The sequence below is a fragment of the Alteromonas gracilis genome (assembly GCF_002993325.1).
Classification (GTDB): domain Bacteria; phylum Pseudomonadota; class Gammaproteobacteria; order Enterobacterales; family Alteromonadaceae; genus Alteromonas; species Alteromonas gracilis.
Map to the genome: position 1 here is coordinate 75,652 of NZ_PVNO01000026.1, position 12,616 is coordinate 88,267.

Sequence of the window (12,616 nt, forward strand, 5' to 3'; positions counted from 1 at the left end):
CTTATTTTGTTTAGAAGCTAAACGTTTTGGTTACGCCGAACACAATTCGTTCGTCAGCGGTATCTATATCAAGGTTCGTATTTTCTGCGGCAATTTCGAAATCTAAACCTTTATAGCTTGTTTGGTACGCTAAACGGTAGTGATAAAACGATGTATTGTCATCACGCCACACCCAGGTGTCGCTATCTAGCGAGTTAGACACATCAAAGCTTGCGCGTAAGTTATGGTTTGGCGCAAGTTCGAAGGTATGGGCAACCATTGCAACGGTATGTCTTGAGCCTGTCCCGAAGTAATCCCACGTGTACCAGACATTAAGCTCTGTATTACCGTAGTCGCTTGCATAGCCAAACTTAGTATAAACTTCTGGATAATTACCGTCGCTTGAGTCGTCACCACCGTGGTAAGAATAATAAGCGATACCATAGTCAATGCTGATAGCGTCAGTAAGCATTTGATAGCGCCCTACGTAGGCATCCCACTCAAGGTTGGTATCGCCACCGAAATCTACGTTAGATGCCCATGTGCCAGCATACATGCCGTTTTCAAAAGCTTTATCGATACCACCTTGAAGTGCAGGATCATTTTGAGTTTGGCTTAAGCCATTAAAGGTGTAATCAGAGACAGCAGAAATATTTGCGCTCCAGTCAGCAAGCGACCCTGATGAGTATAGCACTGCAACAATAGCACTAGTAACGATGCGGATGGATGCTTGAAAAGCATTGCGTTTTTTCATTATTAAACACCTGTTTTTTCGTTATTGTGTTATCCACGATCCCTTATTTCAATTGCGCTTATACCCAAGCTATAGGCGCAACTACGCTCGTTTATCTAAAAGGTAAACTACTCAATATAAGATAAGGAACCGTGCTGTTCTTTCGCGTAACTGACCTTTACCGCGTTGCAAAGGTCAGTAGACGCTATTTCACTAATTTAAGTTTTCTATTTTTGTGAAGTCGATTTTGTTTTCTTTTGGCGAGGTTTTGATAGTCGTCACTGATTTAAACTTCTGACTCAATATAAAACCAAAGCAGCTAAAGAAGACGGCGATAACCAGCGCACCTACCCATTGTATTTGTAAGAAGTCTAGCTTAAATAAAAGAGTAAGCAGCGAAAGTGCGACAATATTTAACGCAATATAGTTACCTTTACCTATGCGCTCAACGGTCATATTGAGATTATCAGTGTAGAGCCTTATGAGTGAATCGAGAGAGTTGATCACAAAGACAATACCGACAAATACCATCGCCATGTTCGTTATTCCTTCAGTTGGGATACCTGCACTATGGTAGTGGTAAAGGACGGAGAACCAGGCTGCGATTGGTATAGATGGAATGACCATCATTGCCAACATGACTTGATAGGTTTTGAGACCACCCACAAAGCGCGACGTAAATTGGCCTATCATGATGCTCCAACTAAACCACCAGAATAAGTAAAACTCGTGGTATTCGTTAATAGGTAATACAAAGTTGTCGATGTTGGCAAAATAACCGCCAATCAAACCTAAATTAGCGAAGTACGCCGACATCTCACTTTCACCAAATACAAAGGCCGCCGCCCACATGCCGACAATTAAGGCGATAAATACCCATGTGGTGGTAAGGCTTAAAATACGAACATATTTAATGCTGGTACTTGAATAAACGGCAAAGGCGATAGCTGCAAATACAATCAAATAGAACGCGGGGACTACTGATTCACCGTCTCCCATCGATGGTAAATACCACGGTAAATTTGACAGGAGTAAGAACGCTGTGAACGCACAGGTGCCGATGATCACCACATTGTTGACGAATTTAACTAGCGGTAGCTCAAAAAACTTAACTTTTGGCTCGATTACGCAGAAATAAAAACAAGTAAGAAAGTAAAACCCCCAAATTAAGAAACCCCAAAAACCAAACTCGATAGCCAGTGGATTGGTGAATGCGTATTCAGGACTTGCGCTTATGTCAGCATAACCCGCAAATTCAGTGAGCGGGAACATGATAAGGCCCACGTCTAAACCCGAGGTAAAAAGAATAGCGATAAAGGTAAAGGTTCTGACTGGCGTTACGCCAACCACTTTCATATTGCCCCATTTATATAAAATGTAGGCTACAGAAAGCAGAGTGAAAATAATGCCTGCACTAAGCCATACTGTCATTATCACCCTCCCAGTATTGATAAAAATAAAACATGTTTTTTCCTTTTTTTTCGTTATTAAACTGTCCACCCAATTAAACGTTACAGCCTTAAGACAGTAGCGTAAAAGCACTGTGGAAGGTGCGCGATCAGGCACACTGGTGCAAAATTATTTAAAGACTAGCGTTGCTCGGTTTGCCACTTCGGATGAATATCAACCGCTACATTCTGTGGTGGCAAAGCTGGTTTGCCTAAAATCATATCCGCGGCCTTTTCCGCTACCATGATGGTTGGCGCATTTAGGTTTCCATTAGGAATCGTCGGAAAAATAGATGAATCCACTACGCGCAAACCTTCAATGCCATGCACATTGGTTCTAGAATCTACTACCGCCATGTCATCTTCGCCCATTTTGCATGAACATGATGGATGGTAAGCACTTTCAACGGCTTCACGCACGAAGGCATCTATTTCTTCATCCGTCTGAATGTGCTCGCCAGGCTGAATTTCGCCGTCTCTGAAGTCGTCGAATGCTGACTGTGCGATGATTTCTCTTGTAAGTCTTACGCATGCTCTAAACCCTTCAATATCATCTTGATGCTGCAAGTAGTTAAACAGGATTTTAGGCGGTACCGTCGGGTCGGCCGACTGGATGGTAACGCTACCTCTACTTTTGGGTTTGTTATGACCTACGTGCACTTGAAAGCCATCACCGTCGAATGCTGATTTACCGTCATAACGGATAGCCGCGGGTAAAAAGTGGTACTGGATATCAGGCCATTCTACGTCTGCTTTCGAGCGAATAAACGCACAAGATTCAAAATGATTCGTTGCACCTAAGCCAGAACGGTTTAACAGCCAGCGCGCGCCGATAAGCCCTTTTGAAATTAGGCCCAGCTTGCGATTTAACGTAATGGATTGCTTGCACTTGTACTGGAAATAAAATTCCAAATGATCCTGCAGGTTTTGGCCCACACCCGGCAGGTGATGCTTAACCTCAATGCCTGCTTTTTCAAGAATATCCTTATCGCCGATACCGGAAAGTTGCAGGATGTGCGGCGAACCGATAGAGCCTGCGCTCAAGATCACTTCATTCGAAGTAGCTGCAGTTTCGGTTTTACCATTAACCACATACTCAACACCTTTCGCGACCTTATCTTCTAGCACTACCTTAGTAACTAGCGCGCCGGTAACTATCGTTAAATTCTTGCGCGATTTAACCGGGTCAAGATACTCACGGCTTGCTGAACTGCGCACGCCGTCTTTCACGGTCATATGCATCGGCCCAAAGCCTTCTTGTTGCTTGCCGTTATAATCGCTAGTGATGTCGTATCCGGCCTGTTCGCCAGCTTTAATGAAGGCCGTGTAAAGCGGATTCTTCATTTCGTTGCCGTTGTTAACGCCGAGTTCGCCATTGCCACCACGATAAGCGTCGTTGCCCTTATACCAGGTTTCCGCTTTTTGAAAATAAGGTAGGCAGGCCTGATAATTCCAGCCCTCTGCGCCGTGAGCTTCCCATTCATCGAAGTCTTTAGCGTGGCCGCGAACGTATACCATTCCGTTAATGGATGATGAACCGCCCAGCACTTTTCCACGTGGACAGTGCATTTCACGATTGTTTAGATACGGCTCTTTTTCAGTGTTAAATTGCCACGCGTACTTGTCGGTATTCATAGGAATAGACAGCGCTGTTGGCATCTTAATGAAAATGCTTTTGTCTGAGCCACCGGTTTCAAGCAGCAGCACCTTGTGTTTCGGATTCTCTGACAGGCGGTTAGCCAGCACACAGCCGGCTGAACCTGCACCCACGATAATGTAATCAAATGTCTGCATATGTACTCCTAAAATGGCTTCTTAAAACGGGCTTTCGATTTGGCTCATACCCACGTAAACCGACTTGGTTTGTGTGTAGCTATTAAGCGTTTCGACGCCATTTTCCCGGCCAATACCTGACTGTTTATAACCGCCTACGGGCATTTCAGCAGGAGAGTTGCCATATGCATTAATCCAGCAAATACCAGCTTGTAGCTGATGGATAACGCGGTGCGCGCGCTGAATATCTTTGCTAAACACACCGGCGGCTAAACCTAGCTCGGTGCCGTTGGCGCGTTCTATCACCTCATCTTCATCATCGAAAACCAACACACTCATCACCGGGCCAAAGATCTCTTCTTTAACGATGGTCATATCGTCGGTGCAATCTGTGAAAATGGTGGGCTCTACAAAGAAGCCATTGGGTGCAGATTCAGGAGACGCCGCGTTACCACCGGTTAGTAGTGTTGCACCTTCTTCTTTACCTTTGGCTATATAGCCAAGTACTAACTCTTGATGTTTCTTAGAGATAAGAGCGCCAAGGTTTACATTAGGATCTAATGGATCGCCCATGATGATGTTGTTTTCAGTACGAGTCTTAAGCTCATCAATGAAGGCTTGATACACAGAACGCTGAACAAAAACACGGGTGCAATTTGTACAAATCTCACCCTGTGTATAGAAGTTTCCTAACATAGCTGCACTTACGGCTTGGCTTATATCAGCGTCTTCAAACACTAGCAGCGGCGATTTACCACCAAGCTCCATCGTAACGTCTTTCAAGTTAGATGCGGCTGCGCTTTGCATTACCTTTTTGCCTGTGCCTACTTCGCCGGTGAACGACACTTTTTCAATGTCAGGGCTTGTTGTCAGCCACTGACCGACCTCTGCTGCGCCTTGTACTACATTGAATACGCCAGCAGGTACGCCTGCATCAATAAAGACTTCCGCCAACTTAAGTGCACCCATTGGGGTCTCTTCAGACGGCTTAAAAATAAAGGCATTACCTGCAGCAAGTGCTGGACCTGACTTCCAACAGGCGATTTGAATAGGGTAGTTCCATGCGCCAATGCCAGCGCAAATACCTAGGGCTTCTTTACGAGTATAGAAAAAGTCGCCGCCCACAGGCTGCTGAGTTCCTAACTGAGTAGGGGCAAGTCCTGCATAATACTCAATAACATCAGCGCCAGTTTCAATGTCAACACAGTCCGCTTCTTGAATGGGTTTTCCGGTATCGAGGACTTCAAGTTTAGCTAACTCGTCATTACGCTCACGAAGCAGAGCAACCGCTTTATTTAGAATGCGGGTTCTCTCTATCGGCATCATTGCCGACCACACCGCAAATCCCTCTTTAGCGCTCTTGATTGCTTCTTGTTGAATGAACTCATCAGCCACTTCTACGTGGTAAATTACTTCACCGGTTGCGGGGTTGGTTACTGCAAAGGTTTCTTTGCTTTTGTTTGCCATCGGCTTGCCGTGAATGAAATTCTGATAAGTCGGTAATGACATGCATAAACTCCTACTTTAAAAAAAGGTGCTGAATATACTCACCAATAGATTGCGAGAAAAAACCTGATACACGAACTTCGTTTCAAAACAATGAATAGTGCTGAAACTATTTCTTTATACGAAGGACGCTTAGTTAGTATCAAACGGTTCACGCAATATTAAAATCACCATTACTTTTAACGCCTTTTCGAGCCCTTGAGGGCCGTTTTCGACGTCAAGATCAACACTTGTCGATAGTGACTTTATTTTAATTGGCTGTTCAATAAAAATAAATTGTATAGTGCTCTAACTATTATTTCAACTTGGGTTCAGGTAAATGTCGTGGTTTAGAGCATGTTTGGTAGTGTAGTTTGGTTTATAAGTTGCAGATTTATATGCATAAAATTGCAAACATTAAAAAATGTCGAATATTTTTGGTTGTATGAGGAGTGGTAAGGCAGTGGTCGATACCTTGATAGAAATGTTTAGCTGAAACTAATTAAGGAGAAAGCCAATAGTGACGAAGTAGTATAATGAAATGTGTTAATACAGAAGGTTGTGCTGAGTATATGACGCGAATTGCAACGCAAAAATAAATGAAGACGCGTTTTGCAAAGCGCCTTCATACGTAATAGGCATTGTTTAATACAAGATGGGTTTGATTACTTAAGAAGATTGCAGTGATAGCGTCCAGAGTTTATCGAAAGGATCGCCTCATCACCTTTGTTCCAATAAACAACATTCTTGTTATTTGTGTATTTCGCCCCAGAAGCAGAGCGGGATAACTGAACAATGTGAAGACTATTGTTTAGCGATAGCCCTAACGTATCGGGGCCTAGTGAACTTACTTCAATGGTGGTAGTGTTCGCGCTAGGGGTCTCGCATGTATAGCGTTTCGTATTGTTTGTCTGCTTTGTATCGATAACGTCTTGCTTTTGGCTAACAGGTGCCGTTAGTTTCTTTTCACTATGTGAAGCTCGGGGAGCAGTAGTTGTTGTGCTGTTAGACGTTGAAATTGCTTTGATGGTTTCTGATTTATCGCCATTGAGAATAACTAGCCACGTACCGCTGTCTATGGAATACCACTGTGTTTCGTTAAGTGCTTCAACGAATTTTTGCTCCTGCTTCATAAGGGCTGGTGCACACATCTTTCTGGTCAACGCAATATTGTCGACGGTAAATGCTGAGAGCCCTTCGTTTACTGCATCCAAGGTAACCGCCCCCGTATAACGGTTACAACCCGTGCTTCCGCTTATCTGACCATCGTCAATGCTCATGGTTACATGGCTATAGTCTATTATTCCGCCTTGTTGAATGCTCTCAACCTGCCAATAGCTGTCGTTCATTGTAATAACAGAGACGGCGTGCGAAGGCTTTTCGGAACTTGAAGGAGATACCGAGTCAGAAAAAGAGCTTGAACTACACCCCGCCAGCGATAGTAAGCCTGTGCAAAACAGTGCCCCAAAGTACATCTTATTAGTCATCAAGACTCCATTTAGTTGTTCTACTAGCGCTATGAGTCTCGTTATGCCTCTTAGTTCCTTTAGGACTCGTTTATGTTAGAGGCTAAAGAAGGCCACGAACGTCGGCATTGTTTATTGATTCTGCCAATTGCTTGTGTATGAACTACGCCATCTTGCAGATCCAGAAGGGCAAGGTTTTGATGGTTGGTTTGTCGTCATCACGACAGTTTAGGTAAATATGAACAGAGTAAACTAAGACCTAATAAGAACTATTGGGCGGCAAACAAATGAAAGATTTAGAAGAGCACTTAAGTGAGTACGCGAAGTATCACAGGGACCAAAAAAATATATACACACACTATGTCGGAATACCGCTTATCGTTTTTTCCGTATTTTGCTTGTTAAGTAAGCCCGCATTTTTTATAGAAGCGCCTATCGTCGGAGCCTTGATGATAAGCCCTGCGTTGTTCGTTTGGCTTATCGGTAATGCATTTTATGTCGCTCTAGATGTAAAACTGGGTTTAATGATGACAGTAATCACGGGGGCCATGGTCTACTTTGCGCAACCCATCGCACAGCTTGGGCTTGGCGCATGGCTCGCTGTATCACTCGGAATTTTTGTTGGAGGCTGGGTGCTACAGTTTGTTGGCCATCATTTTGAGGGCAAAAAACCGGCCTTTGTCGACGACATTATGGGGTTAGCGATCGGGCCGTTGTTTGTTCTTGCGGAACTGAGCTTTGAGTTAGGTTTGAGAAAGGCACTCAAAGAAGAAATAGAGCGCCGCTCTGGCCCAGTAAAGTAGTGGTGACTTTCGGATAAAACGCGTTAACCCTATAAACGTTAACGCGTTGCTCCGAACACCCAATCAATAACCCTAGGCTTTCATTCTTTCTATAGTCTCGTTGCGCAGCTGTAGCTTTGACTCAGCGAACGACTGCCTAGGCAACATTTTAAGCTTTTCCGCATAACCCATTGCCGTTGCCAAAACCTGATCTTGTGGTACGGCTGCATCGAGAAATCCTGCTTTAACAGCTTCGGCACCTTGATAAATTCGAGAGAAAAGCAACGCTTCTGTTTGGCTCGTATTCGCCAGCCTTGCTTTTGCCAATTCCATGCCAAACGGCGGAAGTACCATACCAATTGCAGTTTCGTTTAAGCCATATTTAGTATCTGCATCTTTACCGATACGTAAATCGGCCGCCATTAGCATAATTGCACCCATTGCAATGCTATGACCTTCAGCCGCAACGATAACCGGCAGAGGAAAACTGTAGAGTCTGACGATAAGTTCAGCCCCTTTTGAGACTAACTCATGCTGCTTTGCTTTGTCGTCGGCTTTCATAACCGATAAATCGAATCCACCGCAAAATTTACCTTCACCCCCATGAAGCACAACTGCTTTTGCATTCTTCTCGGCTTCATCAAGCGCGTCGTTGAACTGTTGGATGAGTGTAAAGCCCACAGCGTTAACTTTTCCGTCGTCAAAGGTGATCACTGCAATATCATTATTAATAGCTAAATTAAACGCCATGGTATGTCCTGTAACTTTCAAGGTAGGAATAAATGTACGTTACACTTTTTTAAGCGCAACTTTCTAACAGTGATTGTAGGTAATTGATATCTATTATGATAGTGCTTTATGTGTCATCTTCGGGGTAAGAGCCCTGATTATCCGAGATTATTCGGGGAAGTTCTGCAATAAGCTTCTTTTTATATCGGCGCTGCCTGCGTCGTGCCTTTGCATTATTAGCTCGCCAGGAAGCGCGTTTATCTTGCACGACATCCTCTAAGTCTTGCGCATCTTCAATTCTACTTGCATCGAAAAGAGACGTTCTTCTTGGCATATCAAAAATCCAAACGGTATTGCTTTTTTCGCCAGTGTTTAGAGCGTTCGTTTAGCGTGTGAAGTGATACGCTTTCACAAGCTATGCGCTTAGCAAGCTGCGCCGCAGCAATTGCATATTCCTCTGAGAGGTTTTGATAAGCGGGGGAGGGAATAACGTCGTACCACGCGCACCCGCAAACATTATCCAAAATGACCCGCATGAAGCAGTGGTCATTGTGTATTGGCCAGGTATTTTTCTTCATAGCCGCAATTGAAGGCAACACACTTTTTGCGTAATGCAAAAACTGATTGAGGCTTTCCTCATGTTCTCTAGATTCAAAAGGCCTGTGGCTTGTTTTCATAGCGTTTGAAAGTAGGTTCTGTAAAACACCGTTTAATTAAAAAGTGTGTCGCTTGCGGCTCTAGTTAGAAGAGTCGATAAAATATACCGTTAGCTTTATTAAGAGTTTACACGACAACGAAGAATTTCAGCGTTACACTAATTTTAGTTTTTTGGTTTCAGAGCTATTTGCTCTTTTTTACTACATGGTTGTTTAATGCGCCCTCATTTGAAAATACTCGTTATAGAAGATGCTGTTGACCTGCTCGAACAAATTACCTCAAGCATAGGTAATACTATCAACTACTTTGATAGGAGCGATGTTGAAATAAGTTTGTTAGAGGCAAGCTCAGTAGCAAAGGCGCTGCAGCTTGTTCGTGAAGACGGTGATATTCAGGCGGTAGTTTTTAGTTGGGATGTAGTCGCAAGAATCAGTGAACTTTCAGAAACAAGCCTACTCAACTTTCCAACGCAAGGAAATCAGCAATTGGAAGGTAGTAAGGCAAAAGATACGGTTGATAACGAGAAGACCGGTGAAGAGCAGCTTTCAAGCACTGGCGCTACCGTTGAAAATAACGCCAAAGTCATTGATGCTATTAAACGTATTAGACCAGAACTGCCCGTTTATGTGTTGGGTGATGCGGTAAAGGGCTTGGATATCGTAAACCAAGCTAACGGTATTGAGTCGTTCTTCTATCGCAACGATATAATTTCAGATCCGGAATCTATCCTCGGTTACATCATCAACGATTTTGATGATAGGAACGAAACACCATTTTGGACGGAATACAAAGATTACGTTGTAGAAGCGAATGATTCATGGCACACGCCAGGACATAGCGGCGGTGCAAGCTTCAGAAATTCACCTTATATCAGCGACTTTTACCGCTTCTTCGGGCGCAATGTATTCGTAAGCGATTTATCGGTAAGCGTTGATTCTTTGGGGTCGTTATCTGATGGCACTCACGCTATCGGCAAGGCGCAAGCTGCTGTTGCGAATACATTTGAAGTACGACATTCTTATTTCGTAACGAACGGTTCGTCGACATCTAACAAGATTATTCTGCAAACGCTGCTACGGGAGGGCGACAAAGTCATTGCCGATAGAAATTGCCATAAGTCAGTGCACTACGGCATTATTCAGGCCCGCGCCATGCCGGTGTACTTAGATAGTGTGTTCAACCCAGAATATGGGATTTTCTCACCACCTAAAATGTCACAAATTAAGGCGTTAATAGAAGAGAATACCGACGCTAAGCTCATTGTGCTGACCGGTTGTACTTATGACGGCTTGCTAACCGATTTGAAGCAAGTGGTTAAACTTGCCCATGAACACGATATCAAAGTCTTCATTGACGAAGCATGGTTTGCCTACTCGCTATTTCATCCTGCACTACGAAATTACTCTGCAATTGCCGCTGGCGCAGACTATATTACGCACTCCGCTCACAAGGTGGTGTCGGCGTTTTCTCAAGCATCGTTTATCCACGTTAACGATCCTGATTTTGATAAGGACTTCTTTAAAGAAGTGTTTGCCATTCACACCAGTACGTCGCCTAAATATCAGTTAATTGCGTCTCTTGATGTGTGTCGTCAGCAGCTGGAAATGGAAGGCTACAAAATACTCAATGAGTTATTAAGTAATGTAGCCGAGCTTAAATCCCAAATGGCTAAATTCAAGCGCCTGAAAGTATTATCACCGGACGACTTCGCAAAAATGTTTTCTCATTTTGAAAGTGACAACATAGGGCATGACCCGCTTAAAATACTTATCGATGTGTCTGCGCTTGAGTATTCAAACCAAGAAATACATCGATTCCTGATGGATGAGGTCGGGTTAGAAATAGAGAAGTTTACTCATAGCACGATTTTAGTTTTGCTCACGCTTGGCGGAATGCGTTCTAAAATCGTAAGACTATATAACGCGTTAAAGCGTCTGGACGATGGTGCAGTTAATTTAAGTAAGCGCAAAAATAAAAGCCCGCTGCCAGCAGATATTCCACCCATTCAACTAGATGATCTACCATCAAAAGCGTTTTTTAGTAAGCGCGAGGCTATCGCATGGCAGAACAGTATCGGCCGCACGGCAGCTGGCTTAATTACACCTTACCCGCCTGGCATTCCACTAATTGTTCCAGGGCAGAAAGTAGAGCAGGCGCACATTGATTATCTTCAGGCATTGGCAAGTCAGAAGCTTACCGTGCAAGGAATTTATGACGGCGAAATTTATGTTGTTGATGAAGAGTAAACTGCTTAAATGGAATCATTGAATTAATGAAGAATATTAAAAGGAAATAAAAAGAATTATGAAACCTTCTTCACTTTTTTGTTTATTAACAGCGTTATTTATTTCGATATCTGTGGTTGCTAAAGATTATGTAACGAGTGAACAGTTGCCCGAGTGGTTCAGTTTGTCATTAGCTAGAGAATCAAACGAGCTGCCTCAAACTCCGTTGTCTCTTCAATCTTTTCCGATTAACGCTAAGGGTTTAGGTTCGTGGTCTGAACCTCAACAAGTTGAAGATTACTGGTATTTCACAGTCGATATTGGCTCTGAAACCCCAATAGAATGTTGGGCTTTCAAAGATTATGATGGCTTGGCAAACTCGCTTGTTAACATGATGAATTATGCAGTGACCAATGTTTCACAAGAGCAAGGTAAAACGTTGGAAAGTCGTTACAACTTTAGCTTAGATATCTCCACGCTGGAGCGCGTTCCAGTATTTAGTTACGAAATTTTGTACAATTTAGGCGAGTCCAGTGAACGAGCTTCAGGCTTAATGAAGGGCTTGTCCGCAGAGTCACCTAACGGCCTGCAAGTATGCTTGCATAATGAGATTGGTTATCGAAAAACCTTCAAAGATGTTTTTATTTCATTTGTTAACGCCTTAGATAGAGCTGCTGATATCCAACCTTTCTATTTTGCGATTAATGGAATGAAAATGCAGGGCGAATTAGTGGGTATTGTATCTGAAAAATTCTCTAAAGACGCTGACGGTGATATAGAAATCATTGAAACGACATCATTAATTTTGCCTGTAGACGCAAATACGGTCTCGGCTTCAGATTCTCAGGTACGTTCTTGGAGTTACGCTGATGGTACTTTGATCAACACTTATTCATACACTGTCGAAAATGGTGAGCTTAGTTCATCTCTCGGTATTTCGAAACCAGAGGAGAAGTGGGTTATAGAAGGTGAAGTTCAAGGAAAGGCGGTTAATTCTGAGCTTGCTTTCAATGACGCTTTTGTATCTAATTTTGGTGCCTATCTAGAGATGCAGAGGCTAGCCAATTCTGAGAATAATTCCTTAAGTTATAACATGTGGAATGCTGATACAGATCCAACGCAACCAACTCGTACTATATTGCACAAGAGGGGTCAGAAAGACGGTTTGCTAGCTTTATCGGCGGAGATTGAAAATATAGAGGTTGAGTACTCAGTTGATGAAGAATTTGTCTTACAAGAGGCTCAAATAAATATGGGCCCAGTAAAATTTTTCATGACGCCTTTGTATGTATTCGGAAATCCTACCAATTTATAAGATAATCAGATTACTAAAATGAAG

At 43.2% G+C, this 12,616-nt stretch carries 11 protein-coding genes; 3 read left to right on the forward strand and 8 right to left on the reverse strand.

Going from position 1 to position 12,616, the window contains the following annotated elements:
• Window positions 1-10 precede the first annotated feature (10 nt).
• From C6Y39_RS12220 to C6Y39_RS12240, 5 genes are all read right to left on the reverse strand, one after another.
• The gene (locus C6Y39_RS12220) at window positions 11-733 is read right to left on the reverse strand and encodes a TorF family putative porin (RefSeq protein WP_105931546.1); all 723 of its coding nucleotides are present in this window, start codon (window positions 731-733) and stop codon (window positions 11-13) included.
• Window positions 734-925: 192 nt separating this feature from the next.
• Window positions 926-2,143 (reverse strand): choline transporter, encoded by a 1,218-nt coding sequence (locus C6Y39_RS12225; RefSeq protein WP_105931547.1) that lies wholly within the window; start codon window positions 2,141-2,143, stop codon window positions 926-928.
• Between the two features lie 158 nt (window positions 2,144-2,301).
• Entirely contained in the window at window positions 2,302-3,954 is a 1,653-nt protein-coding gene (gene betA / locus C6Y39_RS12230) for a choline dehydrogenase (protein ID WP_105931548.1), read from the reverse strand.
• 21 nt (window positions 3,955-3,975) lie between these two features.
• Window positions 3,976-5,442: a betaine-aldehyde dehydrogenase gene (betB, locus tag C6Y39_RS12235; RefSeq protein ID WP_105931549.1), complete on the reverse strand. Its 1,467-nt coding sequence runs from the start codon at window positions 5,440-5,442 to the stop codon at window positions 3,976-3,978.
• A 641-nt stretch (window positions 5,443-6,083) separates the two neighbouring features.
• Window positions 6,084-6,905, reverse strand: a complete 822-nt coding sequence (locus tag C6Y39_RS12240) for an META domain-containing protein (RefSeq protein WP_105931550.1) — start codon at window positions 6,903-6,905, stop codon at window positions 6,084-6,086.
• A gap of 266 nt (window positions 6,906-7,171) precedes the next feature.
• Between C6Y39_RS12240 and C6Y39_RS12245 the strand changes: the two genes are divergently transcribed.
• Window positions 7,172-7,687, forward strand: a complete 516-nt coding sequence (locus C6Y39_RS12245; protein WP_105931551.1) for an Mpo1 family 2-hydroxy fatty acid dioxygenase — start codon at window positions 7,172-7,174, stop codon at window positions 7,685-7,687.
• 72 nt (window positions 7,688-7,759) lie between these two features.
• Here C6Y39_RS12245 and C6Y39_RS12250 read toward each other — a convergent pair whose 3' ends face one another.
• The 3 genes from C6Y39_RS12250 to C6Y39_RS12260 form a co-directional block, all read right to left on the reverse strand.
• Window positions 7,760-8,416, reverse strand: a complete 657-nt coding sequence (locus C6Y39_RS12250) for a crotonase/enoyl-CoA hydratase family protein (RefSeq protein WP_105931552.1) — start codon at window positions 8,414-8,416, stop codon at window positions 7,760-7,762.
• Between the two features lie 106 nt (window positions 8,417-8,522).
• The gene (locus C6Y39_RS12255) at window positions 8,523-8,729 is read right to left on the reverse strand and encodes a hypothetical protein (protein ID WP_105931553.1); all 207 of its coding nucleotides are present in this window, start codon (window positions 8,727-8,729) and stop codon (window positions 8,523-8,525) included.
• A 1-nt stretch (window position 8,730) separates the two neighbouring features.
• Entirely contained in the window at window positions 8,731-8,973 is a 243-nt protein-coding gene (locus tag C6Y39_RS12260) for a hypothetical protein (RefSeq protein ID WP_240618883.1), read from the reverse strand.
• Window positions 8,974-9,267: 294 nt separating this feature from the next.
• Between C6Y39_RS12260 and C6Y39_RS12265 the strand changes: the two genes are divergently transcribed.
• Window positions 9,268-11,298, forward strand: a complete 2,031-nt coding sequence (locus C6Y39_RS12265) for an aminotransferase class I/II-fold pyridoxal phosphate-dependent enzyme (RefSeq protein WP_105931555.1) — start codon at window positions 9,268-9,270, stop codon at window positions 11,296-11,298.
• A 58-nt stretch (window positions 11,299-11,356) separates the two neighbouring features.
• Entirely contained in the window at window positions 11,357-12,592 is a 1,236-nt protein-coding gene (locus tag C6Y39_RS12270) for a hypothetical protein (protein WP_240618884.1), read from the forward strand.
• The last annotated feature ends 24 nt before the right edge of the window (window positions 12,593-12,616 follow it).

Coding starts and splice junctions, on each gene's coding strand:
- C6Y39_RS12255 (WP_105931553.1), bottom strand. CDS start 8,729: ATGCCAAGAAGAACGTCTCTTTTCGATGCAAGTAGAATTGAAGATGCG.
- C6Y39_RS12250 (WP_105931552.1), bottom strand. CDS start 8,416: ATGGCGTTTAATTTAGCTATTAATAATGATATTGCAGTGATCACCTTT.
- C6Y39_RS12260 (WP_240618883.1), bottom strand. CDS start 8,973: ATGAAGAAAAATACCTGGCCAATACACAATGACCACTGCTTCATGCGG.
- betA (WP_105931548.1), bottom strand. CDS start 3,954: ATGCAGACATTTGATTACATTATCGTGGGTGCAGGTTCAGCCGGCTGT.
- C6Y39_RS12270 (WP_240618884.1), top strand. CDS start 11,357: ATGAAACCTTCTTCACTTTTTTGTTTATTAACAGCGTTATTTATTTCG.
- C6Y39_RS12220 (WP_105931546.1), bottom strand. CDS start 733: ATGAAAAAACGCAATGCTTTTCAAGCATCCATCCGCATCGTTACTAGT.
- betB (WP_105931549.1), bottom strand. CDS start 5,442: ATGTCATTACCGACTTATCAGAATTTCATTCACGGCAAGCCGATGGCA.
- C6Y39_RS12245 (WP_105931551.1), top strand. CDS start 7,172: ATGAAAGATTTAGAAGAGCACTTAAGTGAGTACGCGAAGTATCACAGG.
- C6Y39_RS12240 (WP_105931550.1), bottom strand. CDS start 6,905: ATGACTAATAAGATGTACTTTGGGGCACTGTTTTGCACAGGCTTACTA.
- C6Y39_RS12225 (WP_105931547.1), bottom strand. CDS start 2,143: ATGACAGTATGGCTTAGTGCAGGCATTATTTTCACTCTGCTTTCTGTA.
- C6Y39_RS12265 (WP_105931555.1), top strand. CDS start 9,268: ATGCGCCCTCATTTGAAAATACTCGTTATAGAAGATGCTGTTGACCTG.